Origin of the sequence: Thermosipho japonicus, from assembly GCF_014201655.1 — a bacterium.
In the GTDB taxonomy this organism is placed as follows: domain Bacteria; phylum Thermotogota; class Thermotogae; order Thermotogales; family Fervidobacteriaceae; genus Thermosipho; species Thermosipho japonicus.
In genome coordinates this window covers 377,900-400,215 of sequence record NZ_JACHEX010000001.1, presented here as the reverse complement: position 1 = coordinate 400,215, position 22,316 = coordinate 377,900, and the positions used below count along the sequence as shown (strand labels likewise).

Annotated in this window: 24 protein-coding genes; 10 read left to right on the top strand and 14 right to left on the bottom strand. The window is 31.2% G+C overall.

The genetic code is table 11. The features are described 5' to 3' along the window. Positions 1-3: 3 nt before the first annotated feature. Both HNP65_RS02175 and HNP65_RS02170 read right to left on the bottom strand, forming a co-directional pair. A complete protein-coding gene (locus HNP65_RS02175; protein WP_184618739.1) occupies positions 4-687 on the bottom strand; it encodes a hypothetical protein in 684 nt (227 codons plus the stop codon). 14 nt (positions 688-701) lie between these two features. Beyond that, complete coding sequence (locus HNP65_RS02170) at positions 702-1,715, bottom strand: CheR family methyltransferase (protein WP_184618738.1); 1,014 nt, start codon at positions 1,713-1,715, stop codon at positions 702-704. A 68-nt stretch (positions 1,716-1,783) separates the two neighbouring features. On the opposite strand from HNP65_RS02170, the gene HNP65_RS02165 reads away from it, so the two are divergent. The 10 genes from HNP65_RS02165 to rny are packed head-to-tail and all read left to right on the top strand — an operon-like array spanning position 1,784 to position 11,252. After that, the gene (locus tag HNP65_RS02165) at positions 1,784-2,722 is read left to right on the top strand and encodes a DNA polymerase III subunit delta (protein ID WP_184618737.1); all 939 of its coding nucleotides are present in this window, start codon (positions 1,784-1,786) and stop codon (positions 2,720-2,722) included. 3 nt (positions 2,723-2,725) lie between these two features. Then, a complete protein-coding gene (locus HNP65_RS02160) occupies positions 2,726-4,837 on the top strand; it encodes an efflux RND transporter permease subunit (RefSeq protein ID WP_184618736.1) in 2,112 nt (703 codons plus the stop codon). A gap of 11 nt (positions 4,838-4,848) precedes the next feature. After that, positions 4,849-5,373, top strand: coding sequence for a hypothetical protein (locus HNP65_RS02155; RefSeq protein WP_184618735.1), 525 nt, complete (start codon positions 4,849-4,851; stop codon positions 5,371-5,373). Continuing rightward, positions 5,361-5,900, top strand: coding sequence for a DUF4416 family protein (locus HNP65_RS02150; RefSeq protein WP_184618734.1), 540 nt, complete (start codon positions 5,361-5,363; stop codon positions 5,898-5,900). Before HNP65_RS02155 ends, HNP65_RS02150 begins: the two co-directional genes overlap by 13 nt. A 7-nt stretch (positions 5,901-5,907) precedes the next feature. Further along, positions 5,908-7,191, top strand: a complete 1,284-nt coding sequence (gene rimO / locus HNP65_RS02145; RefSeq protein ID WP_184618733.1) for a 30S ribosomal protein S12 methylthiotransferase RimO — start codon at positions 5,908-5,910, stop codon at positions 7,189-7,191. A gap of 4 nt (positions 7,192-7,195) precedes the next feature. Then, positions 7,196-7,720 carry a CDP-diacylglycerol--glycerol-3-phosphate 3-phosphatidyltransferase gene (pgsA, locus tag HNP65_RS02140; protein ID WP_184618732.1) on the top strand — a complete coding sequence of 175 codons (525 nt, stop codon included), beginning with the start codon at positions 7,196-7,198 and terminating at the stop codon, positions 7,718-7,720. 7 nt (positions 7,721-7,727) lie between these two features. After that, complete coding sequence (gene thpR, locus HNP65_RS02135) at positions 7,728-8,300, top strand: RNA 2',3'-cyclic phosphodiesterase (protein WP_184618731.1); 573 nt, start codon at positions 7,728-7,730, stop codon at positions 8,298-8,300. Further along, positions 8,290-9,351 (top strand): recombinase RecA, encoded by a 1,062-nt coding sequence (gene recA / locus HNP65_RS02130; protein ID WP_184618730.1) that lies wholly within the window; start codon positions 8,290-8,292, stop codon positions 9,349-9,351. Before thpR ends, recA begins: the two co-directional genes overlap by 11 nt. Beyond that, the gene (locus HNP65_RS02125) at positions 9,326-9,718 is read left to right on the top strand and encodes a regulatory protein RecX (RefSeq protein ID WP_184618729.1); all 393 of its coding nucleotides are present in this window, start codon (positions 9,326-9,328) and stop codon (positions 9,716-9,718) included. The genes recA and HNP65_RS02125 overlap by 26 nt, the downstream gene beginning before the upstream one ends. 1 nt (position 9,719) lies before the next feature. After that, positions 9,720-11,252: a ribonuclease Y gene (gene rny, locus HNP65_RS02120; RefSeq protein WP_184618728.1), complete on the top strand. Its 1,533-nt coding sequence runs from the start codon at positions 9,720-9,722 to the stop codon at positions 11,250-11,252. 42 nt (positions 11,253-11,294) lie between these two features. Here the strand turns inward: rny and HNP65_RS02115 are convergent, their stop codons facing one another. From HNP65_RS02115 to HNP65_RS02060, 12 genes are all read right to left on the bottom strand, one after another. Beyond that, positions 11,295-12,485, bottom strand: a complete 1,191-nt coding sequence (locus HNP65_RS02115) for a pyridoxal phosphate-dependent aminotransferase (protein ID WP_184618727.1) — start codon at positions 12,483-12,485, stop codon at positions 11,295-11,297. A gap of 1 nt (position 12,486) precedes the next feature. After that, the gene (locus HNP65_RS02110) at positions 12,487-13,089 is read right to left on the bottom strand and encodes an IMPACT family protein (RefSeq protein ID WP_184618726.1); all 603 of its coding nucleotides are present in this window, start codon (positions 13,087-13,089) and stop codon (positions 12,487-12,489) included. Next, entirely contained in the window at positions 13,086-13,640 is a 555-nt protein-coding gene (yfcE, locus tag HNP65_RS02105; RefSeq protein WP_004101937.1) for a phosphodiesterase, read from the bottom strand. The genes HNP65_RS02110 and yfcE overlap by 4 nt, the downstream gene beginning before the upstream one ends. Before the next feature lie 100 nt (positions 13,641-13,740). Next, positions 13,741-14,622: a pseudouridine-5'-phosphate glycosidase gene (locus HNP65_RS02100; RefSeq protein WP_184618725.1), complete on the bottom strand. Its 882-nt coding sequence runs from the start codon at positions 14,620-14,622 to the stop codon at positions 13,741-13,743. 13 nt (positions 14,623-14,635) lie between these two features. Continuing rightward, the gene (locus HNP65_RS02095) at positions 14,636-15,394 is read right to left on the bottom strand and encodes a protease complex subunit PrcB family protein (RefSeq protein ID WP_184618724.1); all 759 of its coding nucleotides are present in this window, start codon (positions 15,392-15,394) and stop codon (positions 14,636-14,638) included. A gap of 63 nt (positions 15,395-15,457) precedes the next feature. Then, entirely contained in the window at positions 15,458-17,098 is a 1,641-nt protein-coding gene (locus tag HNP65_RS02090) for a phosphoenolpyruvate carboxykinase (ATP) (protein WP_281364553.1), read from the bottom strand. A 350-nt stretch (positions 17,099-17,448) separates the two neighbouring features. After that, positions 17,449-19,239 carry a phosphoribosylformylglycinamidine synthase subunit PurL gene (purL, locus tag HNP65_RS02085; RefSeq protein WP_184618722.1) on the bottom strand — a complete coding sequence of 597 codons (1,791 nt, stop codon included), beginning with the start codon at positions 19,237-19,239 and terminating at the stop codon, positions 17,449-17,451. Further along, entirely contained in the window at positions 19,236-19,868 is a 633-nt protein-coding gene (gene purQ, locus HNP65_RS02080; protein WP_184618721.1) for a phosphoribosylformylglycinamidine synthase subunit PurQ, read from the bottom strand. The genes purL and purQ overlap by 4 nt, the downstream gene beginning before the upstream one ends. Beyond that, the gene (gene purS / locus HNP65_RS02075; RefSeq protein WP_012580249.1) at positions 19,865-20,113 is read right to left on the bottom strand and encodes a phosphoribosylformylglycinamidine synthase subunit PurS; all 249 of its coding nucleotides are present in this window, start codon (positions 20,111-20,113) and stop codon (positions 19,865-19,867) included. Before purS ends, purQ begins: the two co-directional genes overlap by 4 nt. Next, positions 20,089-20,775 (bottom strand): phosphoribosylaminoimidazolesuccinocarboxamide synthase, encoded by a 687-nt coding sequence (locus HNP65_RS02070; RefSeq protein WP_221236820.1) that lies wholly within the window; start codon positions 20,773-20,775, stop codon positions 20,089-20,091. The genes purS and HNP65_RS02070 overlap by 25 nt, the downstream gene beginning before the upstream one ends. A gap of 11 nt (positions 20,776-20,786) precedes the next feature. Next, complete coding sequence (gene purE / locus HNP65_RS02065; protein WP_184618720.1) at positions 20,787-21,239, bottom strand: 5-(carboxyamino)imidazole ribonucleotide mutase; 453 nt, start codon at positions 21,237-21,239, stop codon at positions 20,787-20,789. Between the two features lie 211 nt (positions 21,240-21,450). Further along, positions 21,451-22,308, bottom strand: a complete 858-nt coding sequence (locus HNP65_RS02060; protein WP_184618719.1) for a PLP-dependent cysteine synthase family protein — start codon at positions 22,306-22,308, stop codon at positions 21,451-21,453. Positions 22,309-22,316: the final 8 nt, after the last annotated feature.

Here is a 22,316-nt window from a genome sequence, read left to right as displayed (position 1 = left end):
ACATCACTCCAAAATTGGGAATTTACCAATATTACTTTCTAATACCTTTTCATCTTCCCCTTCTAATACTTTTCCGTTTGCAGTTTGTATATCGCTACATTGATAGGCTATATTATTTGTAATTATAACGTATTTTCCTTCTTTTATTTGTTTAACTGGAATTATCTTTTTATAGTCTACAAATCCAATAAATTTTTCTGTTGGGTATTTAACTATTTCTTTACTTGATAATATAGTGGAGATATTATTTATTGCAATTGCATATTTTCTATCAACAACTACATAATTAAATTTTTCCTCATCAAATTCATTATTATCATTTCTATCCAAATATCTTACTTTTTGAGTTGGTTTTAATTTTTCAATGTTGTATATAAAGTACTCTTCTTTTTCTTTTATCAAACCTGTGTATAGTTCATTTTTAATTATTTCAATTGGAGTGCTTTTTGTTTCTTTGATTAATCTTGTTATTCCAAAAGCAAAATCTTTGAATATAAGAAAGAATTTAAATTTTGGATTTTTAAGATCTGCGTGGGTTAAAATTGGATATAACTTATTTTTGTGGAGTGCAAAATCGCAAGTTTTAGTAGATTTTACTACTTTATCACTTATACCTATTATTTTTTCTTTTGGAAGAGCTATCTTGATTATATCATTGTCATCTTCAATTTCACAAAGATAATACATATTATCACTCCCTATTACTCTTCAATGGCATATTTTAACTGCCAAATTTCCTCGTCTTTATTGTTTAAAATTAAAGCTCTTTTTAACGATTCTTTTGCGTCATTTTTAAGATTGAGTTCTAATTCTATATATGCTTTATACTTCCAGACTATGAATGAGAGAGGGAATTTCTTTGAAAGCTGTTTAACTATTTTGTAGGCTGAGTCAAATTCTTTTTTTTCTATATATTTTTCCAAAATTACTATATTTTCTTCGAGATTTAGTTCTATTTTTTGTTTTTTTATTTCAGACAAAACTTTTTTGTGAATCTGTTTGCTTTCAACCTTTTTAGGATTTTTAACTAGTATAGAACTTGATATTGGAAGAAGCGGAGAAAAATACTTAAACAAGTCTGGAAAATATTCACCAAGTCCTATTACTAAATATCCATCATTTTTTAATAATGAGTATATTTTTTCTATAATTTTTTCTGGGTTTGAAATGTAAATCAAGACTCTTCTTAAAAATATTATATCAAATTTTTTGTCTGTATTATTTAAATCTAGTATATTTAGATTTTCGAAATTCACATTTTTTCTATATTGTTCTTTTACGTAAAAATATCCATCTTTTATTTCAAAATATTTTTCAATTTGGTCCTTATTTAAAAATCTTACACTCCAATTTTTGTATTTTCCTTCCCTTGCTTGCTTAATTCTTTCTTTATTTACATCAATTCCTGTAATTTCCATATTTATTTTTAATTCTTGTGCGATAAACGAAAGGGTATAAACTTCTTCTCCGCGAGAACAGCCGACACTAAGTATTTTCCAAAATTTTTTTGTTTTTAAAATATTTTTGAGTTTTTTTAGTATTTCTTTATCTCTAAAAAAGTAAGATTCGCCAATAGTTAAATTCATTAGAACAAGATTTTCTAATGTTTTATCATCTATTTCTTCTTTATTAAGTATATTGTAGAAATTTTCAATTTGTTTTGGATTTGCCTTTAAGTTATGCTTATTTAAAATTTGAATAATTTTATCTTTCATATTTTTCCTCCTCTTGGTTAATATTATAATATAAAATTGATGTTATAATACACTTTGAGGTGATTAAAATGCCAATTATCAATTTATCGGGGAATTCCGAGTTAAAAAAAGAAGAATATGTAAAGGAGCTGGTAAGTAAGTTTAATGCAGAATATGTGAGAGTATATTCAGATTATACAGATAGACTAGAGATTATAAAAGAAAAAGTATCAAATATAGGTTTATTTTCCAAAAAGGCGGTAATTGATGTAGTTGATTTTGAAAAATTCAAGACATCAGAAAGAAAAGAAATTTTAGCATTACTTGTTTCAGATGATGTTTATCTTGTTCTAAGGACACAGAAAAAAATAAAAGGTATTTCAGGAGAAGAATTTAAGCTTCCCAATGTTTGGGAAGAAGAGAAATGGAAAAGTTTAATTTCTGAAATGTTAAAAGAGCATGGTCTTGAGGTAAAAGGAGAAATAATTGACTTTTTATTTGAAAATGTTGGGCCTGATGAATTTGCACTTTACAATGAAATAAAAAAATTAAAAGTTTTTGGAAAAGATTTAAATTTTGATATTTTAAAAGATGTGATTCATAAATATACACTTTCAAAGTTGGATGATTTTTGCTTTGCAATTTCTGAGATGAAAGAAGAATCATTTAGATTGTTAAAAGACATAATAAAGGACTATGAACCAATCATAATTGTATACACACTTTCATCTCATTTTATTTCTTTATTCAAAATTTTTGTTAATGTAGAAAAGAAAACCTCATTTTTTTGGCCAGAAATTTCAAGACTGTCAAAAGAATTAAAAATTCCTTCTCCGAAAGTTGCAAGATTTTTGGGATTTAAATTTAAAGGTCAAAAAATTGAACCAATAAATCACCTTTTGATTTATTCAGAAGAGAAATTAAAAGATATAATTAAAAGATTATACTTTATTGATAGAAGTATAAAATCGGGAGGAGCTGCTGAAGTTGAAATTTTAAATTTAATAAAATTTATCAAGGAGGGTTAATAAATGGATAAGATAGTAAACTTTTATGAAAAAAATAGAAAAAAGCTACTAGTTCTTTTGATTTTAATTAACATTATTTCACTTATTGGTGTATTTAGAATTCGTTTTAATACTGATTTTACATTATTCATGCCTAAAAATTCAAAGTATGAAGATATATTGAACGAAATTGAAAAGGATTTTTTATCAAAAGATCAGCTTAATTTACTGATTGAATTTAATGTTAGTCCATATTCTTTAGAAAGAATTAAAAAGATAAGAGAATATGAAAATAAATTAAAGAAAATTGATGGAGTTGTAGAGATTGTATCTCCATTACCAACTCAGATCCCTGTTGGCTTTAGAAAAGTTGATGTAAGTCAGATAAATGAAAGTAATATAGACTATGTGCTAAACTTCTTAAAAAAGATTTCATCAGAAAATATAATAGAAAAAGATGGTAAATATTATTTAATGTTTTATATTTTCTCCAATAAAAGAGTTGTTTCTAAAATCAATAAAATAATTGATGCCCCACACTATTTTGCAGGGACTTCATATTTGCAGGAAAAAATATTTGATTACTTGCTTTTTATAGTTTTGACGATACCACCACTTGCAATATTGACAATCTTTTTTGTTTTTAAATGGAGACTTGGTAGTAGAAAAGCTACATTTTTTTCTGTCTTTCCAGCTGGTATGGGGGCTTTATGGACAATGGGATTTATAGGGTGGTACAAAGGTGAAATATCTATACTAAGCATACTAGCACCTATTTTTACAATTGTTATGGGAAGTGCAGATGGACTCCATTTTGTTTCTCATTTTATGGACATAAAAAAAGTTGAAAGTGATAATAAAAAAGCACTTTCAAAAGCCTTGGAAAGCACTGGTATAGCAATGATTTTGACAACAATAACTACTGTAGTAGGATTTTTATCGTTGATATATGTAAATTCAGATTCTCTTGCGGAGGTTGCCTTTTTTAGTTCACTTGGTATTTCCTTTGCAGCAGTTGCAACATGGTTATTTTTACCAATTATTTTATTAAATGCAAAATTAAAGACAAAAGAGGATAAAAACAAAATAGGTATGTTCCTTGAAAATTTAATTGGAAAAAAATCAATTTTAATTTCAATTTTGCTGGCATTAATTTTTGTTCCGGGGTCATTTTTGTTAAATTCGGAATTTTATATGATAGATATGTATAAGAATACGACTCAGGTAAAGAAAAATATTGATAAAGTAAGTGAAATTGCAGGAATTTCGGTACCTGTTTTTGGGTATTTTAAAGCAGAAAAAATAGTATCTCCAGAAATTGCAAATCAAGTTTTGCAATTTGAAGAAAAAATAAAAGAAAAAGATATAAAAGCAGTTTCGGTTTATGATCTAATGAAAAATATCAACGAAAAAATTCTTGGAAGAGAAGGCTATCCACCAAATATTGTCCAGGCTGGTCTTTTATTGAATTTAATGCCAGATGTTTATTCTAATTTTTTAAATGTAAAAACATCTTCTGGAAGAATTTTGATATTCCCCAAGGAAATTTCAAAGCGAACGTTAAACTACATAGAAAAAAGTGCACCTAGCTTTGTAAAAATTACCGGGATACCATATATAATGAAGGAAATGAACGAAATAATAGTTCCTCAGCAGATAGTTTCATTAATTTTGGCAGTAATATTTGTCTTAATAATTGTTTTGATAAGGATAAAAAATCTTAAAGAGGCACTTATTTCAATATTGCCAATATCTTTAACGTTAATAGTATTATTTGGCTTTATGGGATATTTCAATATCAAGTTGAGTATAATTACCGCAACTATGGGAAGCATTGTTGTTGGAGTCGGGATCGATTATGCAATCCATTTTATAGAAAGTTATAACTATAACTTTAAGAAATTCAAGAATAAAAGACAAGCTCTAGATGAAGCATTTAGAGTAACTTCAAAGCCTATTCTTGCTAATGCATTGGGACTTGCAATAGGATTGAGTGTTTTATTGGTGTCACCATTTAAAATTCATGAATATTTAGTTGGAATTATGTGGGTTTCAATGATTTCAAGTTCTATATTTAGTTTGACTCTTTTACCAAGTTTATTATTTCTTGCAAAAGTAGAAAAAAATAGAGTATAATATAAAAAGGTATGGATGGATGGAAAGAAATATCAGAGATTTTAAAAAAAGAGGTAATATCCTCTAATCTTTCGCTATTGGAGTTTTCTAAAAGGGTTGGAATAGATATAAATACCTTCAGGAAATATTATGAAGGAAACTTTTCTGGAGATCCTTCTATTGTAGAAAAGCATCTTAGAAAGATTAAAGAAGTATTTAACATAAGAGAAGATTTGGTAATGTTATATGAGCTGGGAAGTAGTAAAAGAATAAAAGATTCCAAAATTTCGAAGTCTAATTTGTATATATTTCTAATCTTTACTGTTTTTTTATTTATAGGTTCGGTTATTTTATTTTTAAATGTATATGAAACTCCATTAGTAAGATTAGATTCGATAGGAGATGTGGTAAAAATAAATGGCAAAGTGACAAAAACTTTTTTTATGGATGAAGGGGAATATATAGTTGAAGGCCCTTCGCTTTTGAAAAAGATTAACAAAGAGGCGAAAAAGGTGGTTATGGAAAAATACAAGGTGGTGGTTGGATGGGAAAAGTAAGACGAGTAGATTTAGTAAATTTGGTAATGTTTTTTTTCTCTTCGCAAGTTGAATATTGGTTATCTGAGGTAGAGGATGAGTTAATAGAAAAATTTGGGCCAATAGATTACAAATCTGATATATTAGATTTTGAAAAATACACTTTATATTACAACAAAGAGATGGGTGAGGGAGTAAAAGGAATATTATTGAGTTTTGAAAGACTTATACACCCTTATCAGCTTGCAGATATTAAAAATATGACAAACGAAATTGAACAGCGATATGCAGTAAAAGGCAATAGAAGATTTAATATTGACCCAGGATATATTCATCATATGCAATTTGTTCTTGCAACTACAAAAATGTGGCCTCATAGAATATATATAGGAAAAGGAATTTATGCCGAAACCACGTTAATGTATATTAATGGAAGATGGAAGGATTATGATTTTACTTATCCAAATTATAAAGAAGAAGAATATAAAAGAGAATTGGAAAAAATTAGACTGAAATATTTGGAAAAAAGAAAAAAATTTTTGAGGTGAAAATTATATGAATTTTTATGTTGATGTTTTAGGATGTCCAAAAAATGAAGCAGATTGTGCACTTTTAAAGGCTTATTTAAAAAAGAAAGGAAATAACATTGTAAATACTATTGAAGATGCAGATGCAGTGGTTATTGATACCTGTGGGTTTATTTTAGAAGCAAAAAAAGAATCTATTGAAGAAATACTTACGTATCTAGAATTAAAAAAAGAAAGAGATCTAAGGGTATACGTTACAGGATGTTTAGTTCAACGATATGGTGAGGAATTAAAAAAGGAGATACCTGAGGTTGATGGATGGTTTGGAGTATTGTCCCCCGAAAAGGTTGCTGAAAATATTGGTAAAGGAAGTATAATACCTAAAAGCCCGGAACCTGTGTATGAATTTGGTGGTAGGATTGATGAAAAGCAGTATGCATATGTTAAAATTTCCGATGGATGTGATAGAGCTTGTAGCTTTTGTACAATTCCACTTTTTAAAGGAAGCTTTAAGAGCAGAGAGATAGATGATATTGTAAACGAAGTGGAATATCTTATTTTATCCGGTAAGAAGGAAATTATTCTTGTTGCTCAGGATACAACAGGATATGGGATCGATTTGTATGGAAAGCAAATGCTTCCTGAACTTTTGAAGAGAATCAATGAAATACCTGGAGATTTTTGGATAAGAGTAATGTACATGCACCCTGATCATATAACAGATGAGATTATTGAAGCCTTTTCATACGACAAGGTTTTAAAATATTTTGATATACCTGTTCAACATGGAAGTGATAAGGTACTAAAACTTATGAACAGAACAAAAAAGTCTGAGCAAATATTAAAGTTGGTTGAAAAAATAAGGAAAAGATATGAAGATGCAGTTTTAAGGACTAGTATTATTGTTGGCTTTCCTGGAGAAACAGATGAAGATTTTGAAGAGTTATTAGATTTTATAAAAATGGCTAGATTTGAGAGGCTAGGAGCATTTATTTATTCAGATGAAGAAGAAGCACCATCTTATCATTTTGAAGGAAAAGTCCCAGAGATAGTAGCTCAAGAAAGGCTTGATATTTTAATGGAAGAACAGTCTAAGATTTCTTTCGAAATAAATGAAAAGATGGTTGGAAAAACTTTAAAGGTACTTTTTGATGAGGAAGAAGAAGGAGTTTTAATTGCAAGAAGCTATATGGATGCCCCAGAAATTGACGGTAATATTTTTGTTCCAGGAAAGTTTGAAGAAGGATTTTTCAAGGTAAAAGTAACCTCTGCTGATGTATATGATTTAGAAGGTAAAATTGTTGAGGAGTGAGTTTATGAATGTACCAAATTTTATAACCTGGGCGAGAGTAGTTTTAACGGCTATTATTGTTTTTCTTTTATTAAATGGTTTTTATTTAAGTGCTTTTATTTTATTTTTAATAGCTTCTATTAGTGATTACTTTGATGGTTATTTTGCAAGAAAACTAAATCAGGTTACTAACTTTGGAAAGATATTTGACCAAATGAGTGACAAAATTCTTATTACCAGCATTTTAATTGTCTTTGTTCAGCTTGGATTAGTCCCAGCATGGATTTTAGTTGTTATAGTTTTTAGAGATACCCTTGTAAGTACAGTTAGAATGGCAGCTGCATATGGAAACAAGGTTATTGCAGCAAATTATTTTGGAAAGCTAAAGACAGTTTCGCAGATGGTTTGGACTATTGGTATTTTTTTGCAACTTGTAGGTTTTGAAAGTTTGGAAATTTTTAATGTATTACTTTCCTATTTAGTTGTATTTTTAACCGTGGTATCGGGATTGGTTTATATGATACAAAATAAAGAGATATTAAAGGGGTGATTTTAATTTGCGTACCTTTATAGCTATCGATATAAATTCAGAGGTAAGGAGCATAGCAGAGGAAGTTATTGAAAAACTTAAAAAAATGGGATTTAAAGCTTCATGGACAAGTCCTGAAAATTTGCATCTGACATTATTTTTTATGGGGGATTTGAGCGAAGAAAAGGTTGATTTACTTGCCCAACGTTTGCACAAAAGGTTGGCAGGTTTTCCTAGTTTTTCGTATGAAGTTTCTGATTTTGGATTTTTTAGATTTAAACATTTACCGCGTGTATTCTTTTTGAAGGTTACCCAAGATAAAATTTTACAAACACTTTATCTTGAAATGAGGTCGGAGCTGAAAAAGCTCAGGTTATCTTTTGATGATAAGGGAAATTTTGTTCCACATATTACTTTAGGCAGATTAAAGTTTAGCCCAGAAAATTGGGAAGAGTTAATTAAAGGTATTACTGTTCCTAAAACAATAGTTTCAGTTGACAAGGTGACGATATATTCGTCAACTTTAACTCCATCTGGTCCTATTTATAAGTGGCTTTACAAGGTAAAATTTGAAGGAGGTTTGGAAAAGAATGAGCAATGATAATGCAAAAAAAAGAGAAGTTTTGAAAAAAGCTATAGGAAAGATTGAAAAAACTTACGGTAAGGGTTCAATAATGTTTTTGGGTGAAGAATCAAGTATACAGAATATTGAAACTATTCCAAGTGGTTCTGTTGCAATTGATATAGCATCTGGTGTTGGTGGATATCCACGTGGGAGGATAATTGAAATATATGGTCCAGAGTCAAGTGGAAAAACTACGATTGCTTTGCATGCTATAGCTTCGGCTCAAAAAAATGGCGGAGTTGCAGCATTTATTGATGCAGAACATGCACTTGATCCAGTATATGCTCAAAATCTTGGGGTTGATGTAAATGATCTATTGATAGCTCAACCTGATTATGGTGAACAGGCACTTGAAATTGTTGATGAACTTGTGAGAAGTAATGCCGTTGATATTGTTGTGGTTGATTCTGTGGCGGCACTCGTCCCACGTGCAGAAATAGAAGGTTCTATGGGGGATGTGCAGGTAGGGCTTCAAGCTAGATTGATGTCTCAAGCTTTGAGAAAACTTGCAGGAAATATAAATAAATCAAAAACAGTTGTGATATTTATAAACCAGACCCGTATGAAAATAGGAGTAATGTATGGAAATCCTGAAACTACAACTGGTGGGGTTGCATTGAAATTTTATGCTACTATGAGGCTTGAAGTTAGAGGAATTGGAAAAATTACCGAGGGAAGCGAAAGTGTTGGAAATCAGGTAAGGGTAAAATTTGTAAAGAATAAAGTTGCTCCACCATTTAAAGAAGCAATTGTTGATATTATTTACGGAAAAGGTATAGTAAGAGAAAATGAATTATTTAATATTGCAGTTGATGAGCATCTTATAACAAGACGCGGTAGTTGGTTCTCGTATGTTGATTTGAAGGGTGTAGAGCATTCTCTTGGACAAGGTAAAAACAATTCAATTGCGTACCTTTTGGAGCATCCAGAGTTGTTGGACGAAATAGAAGGTATAATAAGAGAAAAACATGGTTTAATTAAGAAGGGTGAAGAAAAATCTGATGAGAAAAAAGAATCCGATAAATGATGCATTAAGACTTTTAAAGTTTAGAATACGTTCTGAAAAAGAGATATACTTAAGATTAAAGGATAAGGGATATAATGATGAAGAAATAAAAAAAACAATTGAAGAATTAAAGTCAAAAGGTTTTTTAGATGATGAAAAATTTGCATATCTTTATGCTTATGATTCTTTAACTTTGAAAAAGAAGGGACCATTTTTGATTAAAAGAGAGCTTTTAAACCTTGGAGTTGATGAATACATAATTGATGATGCAATTTCAAAAGTTTTATCTGAAGTTGATATTGAGCAGATAAAAAGAGAATTGGTAAAAGATATGGATGCAAGAAAAGCTAGAGAATACTTATATAGAAGAGGATTTGGAGGTGAATAAAATGTTGATATATATATTAGCATTTGTTGGTGTTTTTGTTGGAGCTTTAGTTGGTTATGTAGTAGCTAAAAGAAAAATTGAAAAAGATTTGTTATTAGCCAAAAAAGACGCAGAACATATTATCAAAGAGGCTGAAAAAGAGGCAAGTGAAATCAAGAAAAAGGCCGTTATTGAATCAAGAGAGGAACTTCACAAGCTTAGAGAAGATTGGGAAAAAGAGAAAAAGGCTCGTGAAGAGGAATTAAAGTATGCTGAAGAAAGACTTATTAAAAGGGAAGAGATGGTTTCAAAGCGTGAAGAACTTTTGGATAAAAAAGAAAATTATATAGAAGAGTTAAGAAAAGAATTGGAAGAAAAACAAAGAGAGTTAATTGAGAAAGAAAAAGAAATAGAAGAAAGTTTTGAAAAACTTGCAGGTATTACTCCAGAGCAGGCAAGAGAAATTGTCTTAAATGAAGCACGTGAAAAGTATGAATATGAAATTGCAAAAGTTTATTCTCAAATTAAGACAAGGTATGAAGAAGATGCTGAAAAATACGCAAAAAAGGTTATAGCAGATGCAATTCAAAGGTATGCACCTGAGTATTCTGGGGAGGTAACAGTAAGTACGGTGATGCTTCCAAATGATGATATGAAAGGAAGACTAATTGGTAGAGAAGGGAGAAATATAAGAGCATTTGAAAAGGTTACAGGTGTAGATTTGATTATAGATGATACACCAGAAATGGTTACAGTAAGTTGTTTTAATCCATTGAGAAGGGAAATTGCAAGAAGGACAATTGAAAAGTTAGTTGCAGATGGAAGAATACATCCTACAAGAATTGAAGAAATGTATGAAAAAGCGAAAGACGAAGTCGAAAGAATAATTAAAGAAGCTGGTCAGGAAGCAACATTTGTTACAGGTGTTGGAGGATTGCATCCAGAAATAGTAAAACTTTTAGGTAGATTGAAATTTAGAACGAGTTACGGTCAAAATGTATTGAATCACTCTATAGAAGTTGCACTTATTGCTGGTTTGTTAGCCTCCGAACTTGGTTTGAATGTAGAAATGGCCAAACGTGGAGGACTATTGCATGACGTAGGTAAAGCACTTGATCATGAAGTTGAAGGCTCTCATACTATTATTGGTGCCGAAATATTAAAGAGATATGGTGAAAAGAAAGAGGTTATTAATATGATAATGGCTCACCATGGAGAAGAAGAACCGATGACCCCAGAAGCAGTCATTGTTGCAGCTGCAGATGCATTATCTGCTGCAAGACCAGGCGCAAGAAGAGAAGATGTTGAAAATTATATTAAAAGGCTTATTAAACTTGAAGAGATTGCAAAAAGCTTTAAATATGTTGAAAATGCATATGCAATTCAAGCTGGTAGAGAAGTAAGGGTTATAGTACAACCAGATAAAGTTGATGATGTTTTGGCTGATAAATTGTCCCACGACATTGCTATGAAAATCGAAGAGGAGCTGCAATATCCAGGAGTTTTAAAAGTTGTGGTAATTAGAGAAAAGCGAAGTGTAGCTTACGCAAAATAATAAAAATATTCCCCCTTCTTTTCTTGAAGGGGGATTTTTTTATTATCTGTTATTATATGCCTCAATTGCCTTTGCCATTATATTAATTGCATCTTTTAGCTTTTCAGATTCAAGTACATATGCGATTCTAATTTCACTCTTTCCAAGTCCATTTGTTGCATAAAATCCAGAAAGAGGTGCCACCATTGTAGTTTTTCCATCCACATTAAATTCAGAGAGCATCCATTTGATAAATTCTTCTGAATCATCTACAGGAAGTTTGGCGGATAGATAAAATGCACCTTGGGGTTTATGAGCAATAATTCCTGGGATTTTGCTAATTTCTTCATATGCCACATCTCTTCTTAATCTGTATTCATTCATGGCATTCTTCATATATTCTTCATCGGTGTTTAATAAACCAATTGCACCATATTGAGTAATTTCAGGTGGACAGAGTCTTGCTTGAGCAAGTTTCAATGCAGCAGCATAAAAATCTTTATTTTTGGTTACAAATGTTCCGATTCTTGCACCACATGCGCTATATCTTTTTGATAAACTATCTACAATTATCAAGTTATTTTCTCTTAGTTCTTCAAATTTAAACATTGAAATCGCTTTTGTGTTATCAAAAGTAAATTCTCTATATACTTCATCGGATATAACTACTAAATTGAATTTTTTTGCAATATTTGCAATTACTTCAAGTTCTTCCTTAGTATAAACAACACCTGTAGGGTTTGATGGGTTGGAGAATAATATTGCTTTAGTCTTAGGTGAAATTACTTTTTCAAAGTCATCCATTGTTGGCATTCTATAGCCGTTTTCTGGTTTTGCAGTTACTGGGACAAGCTTAACATTAAGGTATGCGGCAAAACCAGCATAATTTGCATAGAATGGCTCAATAACAATTACTTCATCACCGGGATCACATACAACACCTAATGCAAATAATATTGCTTCACTTCCTCCGTTTGTAACCATGATCTCGTCAGGCTCAACATTTATATTCCATTTATGATAGTATTCTGCGAATTTTTCTCTAAGTGGTTTTATACCTTGAGAGTGAGTATATGCGACTACCTCTGTTTTGAATTTTTGAATATATTCATGCCACTGTTTTGGAGTTTTAATATCAGGTTGGCCTATATTAAGGTGGTATACATGTATTCCCTTAGCTTTTGCTGCGTCTGCATAAGGGACAAGCCTTCTTATAGGACTTGCTGGGACATTTTGAGCCCTTTTGGATATCATTTTACTCCTCCTCCTTAATGTATGTTATGCTTTCATCTAAAACATTGTATTCTTCAGGTTTTTTATTTCCTCTAATTTTAATATGGGCAAAAGTTTCAAAAAATTCTGTATTTATTATTTCATATCCTTTATAGTGCAAATCTTGCATTGCTTTTCCATACTCGTCGTACCCAATTTTAACCGTGTAAACTGGTATGGGGACAAGTGTTGTTACTTTTAAGTTGGAAATTAATTCATCGACAGTTGATGAATAGGCTTCAATGAGTCCCCTAACACCGAGTTTTACTCCTCCAAAATACCTAGTAACGACAACCACAACATTTAAAAGGTCATATCTTTTTAAAACTCCCAAAATAGGTCGGCCTGCAGTTCCAGAAGGCTCGCCATTATCAGAAGAAAATTCTATTATTTGGTTATTTTCAATTACTCTATATGCAGGGCAATTGTGAGTTGCATCATTATATTTTTTAGAAATCTCTCTTATAAACTCTTTAGCTTCTTCTTGGTTTTTAATGTGCGAAAGAGTGGCAATAAATATAGAGCGTTCTATATTTTTTTTGTGTTCATGTACTCCAAATATTGTTTTATATTTTATATAATTCATATTGTCTTGCTTAACACCTCTTTATTATCCAAATCATATATTGTAATTTTAGGAGTATTTGAAAGATCAATAATCATATATGTTTGAGGGAAACCACCTTTAGGCAAAGAAAGACTACCCGGATTTGCAATTATTATTCCTTCTTTTTCTTCAATTTTAGGAATATGGGTATGTCCATGTAGAATTATTCTAACATTATGATTTTTTGCAAAGCTTGTAACATCAAAATTGTCATTTTCAATACTTTCACCATGAAAAAGATAGATTGGAATATCTTTAAAAAATTCCATAGTTTGCTTTGGCATTTCCTGCAAGCCTAAAACCTTAACATCAACATCTGCATCACAATTACCCCTTATGTAGTTAATATTAAATTTTTTAAGCTCTTCTACAAGTTCTTTTGGATTATAGCCTTCTGGGAGAGGATTTCTTGGACCATGGTATAAAACATCTCCAAGATGGAATATTTCATCAACTTGTTCTGCAATTTTTTTGATTTTATTCCAATAATATACTGACCCATGAGTATCTGAAATAACTAGTACTTTCACTATTTCACCCCTTAATAAGAATATAACAAATATTTTTTAAATAGGCACTTTTGTAAAATTCTTTATTTTAGTAAAAAATAGGACAAAAATATATAAAACTCTATTTTTTTAAGCTTTGTGCAATTTTACATGCTAGTTCGACATTGTTTTTTAAGAGAGCTATATTTGATTCAAGAGTTTTTCCATTTGAAAGTTCTACAAGTCTTTTTAACATATAGGGTGTAACTTCTTTTCCGCGAATGTCTTTTTCTGTTATTTCTTTTTCGACTATTTTTATATAACCTTCTATCTCATTATTATCTAAAACATAATCTTCTGGAATTGGATTTGCAACCAAAATTGCACTTTCTAATTTAAGTTTATTTTTTTCATGAAAAATATTAGCAATTTCATCTGTGCTTTCTACCTTATATATTTTTTCTTTTGAAAGTCCATTGTAAAATATCGGAAAATATTCAGTTTTGTATCCCACAGTTAAGACCTGAAAGGTTTCTAAAAATTCAAGTGTTTTCTTTATATCAAGTATTGATTTACAACCTGCCGAAACGACAATTATATTTGTCTTTGAAAGTTCTATAATATCTTGTGAAACATCCCAGTCCCCTCTATGTACTCCACCGATGCCACCTGTTGCAAATACTTTTATTCCTGAAAGATTGGCAATCCTTGCAGTGGAGCTGACGGTAGTTGCAGCAGATTTTTTCATTGCAATGGCATAGGAAATTTCCCTTGTTCCTACTTTTATTGGATTATCATCTACAAGTTCTATTAGTTGTTCTTTTGAAAGGCCTACAATGACCTTACCTTTTAATATGCCGATTGTCGCAGGAACACAACCATTTTCGTAAACAATCTCCTCAAAATCTTGTGCTACTTTGAGATTTTCTGGATATGGGAGCCCATGAGCTATTACTGTACTTTCTAGTGCAACAATTGGCTTGTTTTCTTCAAGAGCATTTTGGACTTTTTCTGAAATGATCAAAATTACACCTCCGTTATTTTATCTCTATTTCTTTTGAAAACTTTAAAACGTTATTTCCACTCTTTACATTCACCTTTATCACGTAATTTCCTTTTTCAAGTTTTCCAATATTAAGCCTGTATGTCGGGATTGTAAATGCTTGGGTTACCATTTCACTCTTTTTGGGTTCATTAAATACAAGGTTGATTAAGATCTGATTTTCTTTTATTTCATAATTTTCAAGTTCAAGTGAATAGCCACCAGTTTTTCTGAGTCCCATTGATACAGCAATAAAAATATCGTCATTGGTTGAAAATGTGTCTTTTAAGACTATCTTATTTTCTATAGTAAAGACGTAGATCCCCATTTCTCTAAATTGTGGTGTCATAATTTCACCTATTTCTACATTTTTTACTACTTGCTTTTTGTCAATTTCATAATTTCCAATTATAACAGTAGCATTTTTGGGACAAATTATTAAATAAGAAGGAATAATAGAATAGTTTCCTTTTTTTAATGTTTTTATTGTATAGTTATGTTCTTCATTGTTGAATCTAATTAAAATTTTGACAGTTTCAATAGCACTTTTGGGTGTAAAGTACCAACCTTTAATTATATATCCCTTTTCTTGATCATTTTCAAAAAGTTTTAAATAGTAAATCATATTGCTTTTTGTTCCTTCATATCGGAATAGATTATCCGGTAGTTCTTTGTCTACAGGGTAGATAAAAACAGAGTTTGAGAGAATAATTATACTAAAAATAGTTAAAAATAATGAAAGAAGTTTTTTCATATATTTCACCTCCTATGTTGATTATATCATAAAGTAAATTCCCCACAATGCGGGGAATTTACTCTAAATGTTTGATATTGATTTTTCTAATATTTTTAAAACTTCCTCTGGTAATTTATCTTTTCCACAATTTTCTACTTCTTTTGTTTTAACAAATTCTATTCTTTTTTTGAACCCTTCTTTTAATGATTGAATATAATTAATGTCATTCATGTCAGGTTCAAAATCCTCTATACGTGTTATGTAGAAATCTCCAAACCATTTATACCATTTTAAAGAGCCTTCAACTACTTTCTCTACTAGCGATATTGTCAGTTCTTTTGGAATTTTCTTATCTAAAAAGTATCCTGTATTTAAGATGTAGCATTCTACCCCTTTTTCAAAGAGTAATTTGAATTTTTGGTAATCCTCGGAAAGTGGATAAGTTCTAAATGGATTTGCGTATGGCTCAAATACCAATGCATTTGGATCAACACCGTCATCCAATTTTTCAGCAGATGTTCTTTTTGTAGTAAGCAATGCGCCCATGGTTGAAGAGAGTACAGGATTTTCTATTTTAACTATAGGTGGAAGTGTTGGATCTTTCATGAGCCAGAATATAGCATTAATCTTAGAATCTATTTTATTAACCCTATTTGGAGACCAAAGCTTAGATTTTATTGCACGTCCGTTTCCGTTTCTAATATCCTCCATTATAGGTACTATATTACCTTTCTCGTCCATCGTTGCCCCGCAATTTTGAATGGTAAGGAGGTATTTATTATCTTCCTTGGATGTTGGATAATCCGCAGTTTTATCGAAATAAGATGGTTCAAGTGCTATTGAAGATAAATCTTTGGTTGATATAATGAAGGCATCATCGTGTAAAATAGTTACATCATAATTTTTATGTTTTGCGTGTGTAAGTGTGGATTTTCCTGAGCCGGATAATCCAAAAAATGCAGCTACAAAATCTGTTTTTTCATTTTTTAATCTTTTTAATCCACCATGGCAGGAAGCATATCCATTTCTATTTGCAATGCTCCAAGCAAGGGTTAAAGTCCCTTTTTTGAATTCCCCAAAGTACCTCATCCCAAGTATAGCAGCACAGTTATGTTGAGGATCGAAAATAGCAAGTCCTAGAGGATAATCTGGATGTTTCCAATCAGGATCTGCAAAAACGTAGATATCACCTTCATTAAACAAAAAAGATTCATTATACATTTTTTCATATTCCAGGGAAAGGTATTGAAAATTCAGTAACCAGTTATATAACAAATTTTCATGGCCTTCAGGAATTAGTAAGTGGTTTTTTACCATGAAATCTTTTGAAAGTCCTGTAAAGGATATTCCATGATACATTTTTTTTTGTCTAGAGTTATAAACTGCTTCTCTTACTATTTCTTCATATTTTTTATTGTCTATATTTGGATCTCCTATGATCCGCCTACCTGCTGCATACCTTCCAGTGACAGCACCATCATTGAAGAGAAGAACTTTTGTATCTTTGTCAAGCCCTAAAAGTTCTGGTTGATAAACTTTCCAACTTGTAACTATTGTACCAGGAGAATTTTTGGCAAGCTTGTATGCTTCTTTTGGAGTTGTAATGATTTCGACGTTGTTGCCGTAAAATGCCGTTTCAATTGTAATTCTCATTCTAGAAAAGAGTGAATTTTCCTTTGATATTTCATTGATTTTGAAATATTGTTTTGTTGCCAACACCATCCCTCCCCTCTGACAAGGGAAATTATAACAGTAAAGGCGAGAGTATAAAAATACATAATTGAATATTATAACTTAAAAAATGGAAGAATAAAAATTATTTGGAGAAATTTTGTCTGAAAATAAAAGAAGATAACTAATTTTAAAAAACTTCAAATTTTGAAAAAATTAAATCAGGAGGATTAAAGTGGGGAATATTATCTTAGGTGTGAGATAGAAAAGAATATTTGTTAATTAGTATAATTTAATTTTTCAAAATAGAACAATACGTTAATTATTTATGAATATAACAAAAAGGCTCCATCAATTTAAAATGGAGCCTTAAAATTTAAAAAGGATAAAAAGTTAAATTACTAAATCGTGGCTTTACCTATCTTTTTTGTAGGCAAGTCACTTTTTACATCATTTCCTATTACTAAAATTAGCTGGTGAATCGGGGCGTGTTGAATATCGGAAATTTTTAAACCTAAATTTTTTGTGTATGTTGGATTTTCTTTGTAGTTTGATAAAGCGAGTACAAAATTTCCTTTTGATGTTTGTTTTTTAATTTCATTCCAAAGAATTTTTTCTCTTTCTAGATCAAAATCTTTCCAACCAATAAGATATAAATCTCCAGATTTAGGTAATAATGCCTTGGTAGCTTTTCCTACCATGCCAATTACCATTGTTGGTGGAATTGGAATTTTGTTGTTTGTATTGTAAAGTGAAGCATTTCCACTTGCAACTTTTACATTAGAAAATTCACAGGCATCTTTCAATCCTTGCATCATGGCAGCTAGTCCTTTAGGTTCTTCATCAGGATCTCCATAATTAATACAATCGGTTATTGCAAGTGGCTTGGCACCTACAGCTAGTGTTTTTCTAATACTTTCAATAACAGCAATAAAAGAACCCCAATATGGACTAACTTTTCCAATGTCTGCTCTGCTATGGGTAAGAAGAGAATAATATATATCTTCATCTTTTATTCTCATGAGAGCAGCTCCATATCCTGGTTTTATTATAGTATCAGTTCCAACCATATAATCATATTGAGTGTAGACATGGCTTGCATCAACAGGAGAAAATGTAAGATCTATATTTTCTGGAAGTGCATCTTTTTCAAATTCATATATTTCTTCTTCAGGAGCATTTGAAAGTAATTTTGCAGGAACTTTCAAAATGGTCTCACCATTGTACCTTACGTGGTAGATACCATCATCCGTAACTACTCCGACAATTGCTCCGAATAGTAAGTGATCCTTAGCTATTTCTAGTATTTTTTTTGCTTTTTCTTTTGATGTTATTACAGCCATTCTTTCCTGACTTTCACTTATTAATATCTCTATTGGTTTCATGTTAGGTTCTCTAAGTGGAAGATTTTCTAAGTCTATAATTGCTCCAAACCCACCTTTTGCTACAAGCTCTGAAGTAGCAGAAAGAACACCGCCAGCCCCAAGATCTTGTGCACCTTCTACCAGGCCTTCTTCTACCATTTTTAAAAATGCTTCAATGAGTTGTTTTTCTGCAAATGGGTCACCAACTTGAATAGAAAGTTTGTTTGCTTTTTCACCGGTAAGGTCTTCTGAAGCAAATGAAGCTCCGTGAATCCCATCTCTTCCGGTTGCTCCACCAAAAATTACAATTACCTGTCCTTTTCTTGTTGCTTTAGAAGTTATAATATTTTCTTTTTTTACTATACCTGCTGCCATAACGTTTACAAGTGGATTATATTTATAGGCGTCACTGATTCTTAGTTCACCACCTACAGTAGGAACACCTATTGAATTTCCATAATCTGCTATTCCTTCTATTATTCCATCTATTATCTTGTGCATATGTAATGAATCAAGAATAGCAGTAGGCCTTGCTCCCATTGCAAGTATATCTCTTATTATCCCTCCAACACCAGTTGCAGCTCCGTTATAAGGTTCAATTGCACTTGGATGGTTATGGCTTTCAATTTTAAACGATATATAATACTTATCATTTAGAGGTACAAGACCTGCGTTCCCCGATTCCTCACTTACAAGTGGAAGTCTTTTTATATACTTTTTGGTATGAGAGTATCCACAGTGTTCGCTCCACATTACTGTAAAAGCTTCTATTTCGTTTATGGTGGCTTTTCTACCAAGGCTTTTTTCGAGTATGTCTAAGTATTTCATTTTTTACCACCTCTTATGTATTCATAAAGTGATTTAAAAAGCTTTATTCCATCGTCACTTCCCATTATTTTTTCAACGGCTCTTTCTGGATGTGGCATCATTCCTAAAATATTCCCATTTATTATTCCTGCTATGTTTTGATCAGAACCATTTACATCTTCTTTGTATTTGAATACAACATTTGGTTGCTTATCTATAACATATCTTCCAAAGCCATGTGCAATTGGTAATTTTATTACCTCTCCTTTTTTATACATTAATGTAAAAGGTGTTTCGTTATTAACAACTTCAAGTTCAACGGTTTCACAAATAAATTTTCCGTTTTTATTTTGAAGTAATCCGCCTGGAAGGAGTCCCATTTCTACAAGTATTTGAAATCCATTGCAAATTCCAAGTACAAATCCACCATTTTCTGCGAATTTTTTTAAATTAGATGATTCTTTTGCTGATACAGCGCCAGGCCTTAAATAGTCACCGTATGAAAATCCTCCGGGAAGAATTACAAGCTCAAAATCATCTAGATTGTCCTTTGTGGAAACAAAATATGGTTTAAAGCCTGCAAGTTTTAATGCATAAAATGCATCTCGATCGCAATTTGAACCTGGGTATACTATAACTCCAGCTTTCATTTTATCTCCACCTTAAACTCCTCTGTAACAGGGTTAACCAGTAATTCTTCACAAGCTTTTATAACTAATTTTTCTGCTTCTTCTTTGCTTTCGGCTTGAACTTCCCCATGTATGGATTTACCAATTCGTATGCTTTCTATTGGAATGTTACTTTCTTCTCTTAAAACTCTTGCAATAGTTTCTCCTCTTGGATCTCTTACGTTGCTTTTGTATTGAATATCTACAACAAATTTAAATTTCTGCATGCTGAGAGAACCTCCCTATATTTTTCAAGTGGATCTCCTAAATCTTTTCTATATACATCCTTATCAAATATACCATCTTTTTTTCTAAGTCTCAGGGTATCAGGTGAAATTTCATCACCTAAACAGACTTTTCCTTCATTGTCAATTCCATATTCAAACTTCATATCCCAAAGATCAAATCCAAGTTTTTCAAAAAATTTTTTAAGCTCAATTGCGGTTTTTTTAGCACTTTTTTCAATTTCTTCTGCTTGTTTTTCGTTGCATATCCCAAATAATACAAGATGATTTTTACATACCATAGGGTCATGCCTTTCATCATCTTTTATAAAAAATTCAACAAGAGGTTCTTTAAATTCTTCTCCCTCATTACCACCATATCTTCTTATAAAAGATCCCGCTTTTTTTAACCTTACTACAACTTCAAGTGGTAACATTTTTAATGATACTGCTTTTATTTTGTTAGGTGTAATGAAATCTAAAAATTGTGTATATATCCCCCTTGAGTTTAAATATTTCATTGAAATGGCAGTAATTTCTGCACAAATTGCACCTTTTCCTTCTAAAACGTTATGTTTTTCCCCATCCCCAGCAGTAATATCGTCTTTAAAATTTAAAATAACGTAATTTCCAAAATCTTCAACAATCTTTGTTTTTCCTTCCATAAATATCCCCCTTAAAGATACTTCCCCACAAGCTTTGAGCGGTAGTCTTTTAGTTTTTTTGATAAACTTTCATCGCTTAACGCAAGTATTTCAATTGCAAGTAATGCGGCATTTTTCCCCCTATCGATCCCCACGGTAGCAACTGGGATGTCATTTGGCATTTGAACTATAGATAATAAAGAATCTAATCCCCCTAAATCGTTAGATTTTACTGGTACCCCAATGACTGGTTTTAATGTCTTTGAAGCAATTACACCTGGAAGATGGGCTGCTCCACCTGCGATTGCAATAAATACCTTAGTACCTTTTTGTTCACAGTTTTTAATGTATTCATCTAATAAATCTGGAGTTCTGTGCGCTGAAAGATATTTTGTTTCATAAGGTACTGAAAATTCTTCTAGGACTTTTTCTGCTTTTTCTACTATGTTTGAATCACTTTTGCTACCTGCAATAATACTTACCAACTCATCACCCCCTATAAAGCAAAAAATCCCTACCATCATAGATGGCAGGGATTTTTCTAAGATATTTAAATAACAAAAGTATTGAGTCCAATTTGCTCATTTTTTCTCACTCCTTTTTGGCCTCACGGGACCAAATTAAAGGTACAACTTAAGTATAACATGTATTTTATGATTAGGTCAACTCATATATGGTTAAAAGATTGTAAAAAAGTTAAATCGAATCTAAAATTGACATGTATTTGGTAACATCATCGGGAAAAACGGTTAAGACTTTTCCAAAATTTTTGTATTTAGTAGCAACAAGCGCGTTTGCTGCAGCTGAAATTCCAACGTTAAGGCCAAGCTTTTTGTTGAGATATACAAACATATCCAGGACTTCCTCATCTTTAACAGTTTCTATTTCATCGATAACTGTTTTATCCAAAGTTTTTGGAATGAATCCTGCACCAATACCTTGGATTTTATGTTTTCCAGGATTTTTTCCTGATAAAACAGCTGAATTTTCAGGTTCGACAGCTACAATTTTAACTTTTTTGTTAAAGAATTTTTTTAAAACTCTACCAACACCACTAATTGTCCCACCCGTTCCAACTCCTGCAATAAAAACATCTAGTTCAAAATTGGTTTGCCTTAGTATTTCGGGTCCAGTTGTAAGCTCGTGAGCTAAGACATTGAATGGGTTTTCAAATTGATTTGGCATAAAAGCATCTTTTTCGATAACTATTTCTCTTGCTTTTTCAATTGCACCTTTCATTCCCTTATCTGCAGGAGTTAATATCACATCAGCACCAAATGCATTCATAATTTCAATTCTTTCTTTACTCATACTTTCAGGCATTGTTAAGATTGTTTTAAGACCCAATTTTTTACCAATCCATGAAAGTGAGATTCCTGTATTGCCGCTAGTTGGCTCTACAATAATTCCATTTTTAATTGAGTCGTTGTTAATAGCGGCTTTGATCATAAAATAAGCTGCACGATCCTTTACACTGCCTGAAGGATTGTTTCGTTCAAATTTTGCATATATCCCTAATTCTTCAATAAAGTATATTGGAGTATTTCCAATCATATTTATTT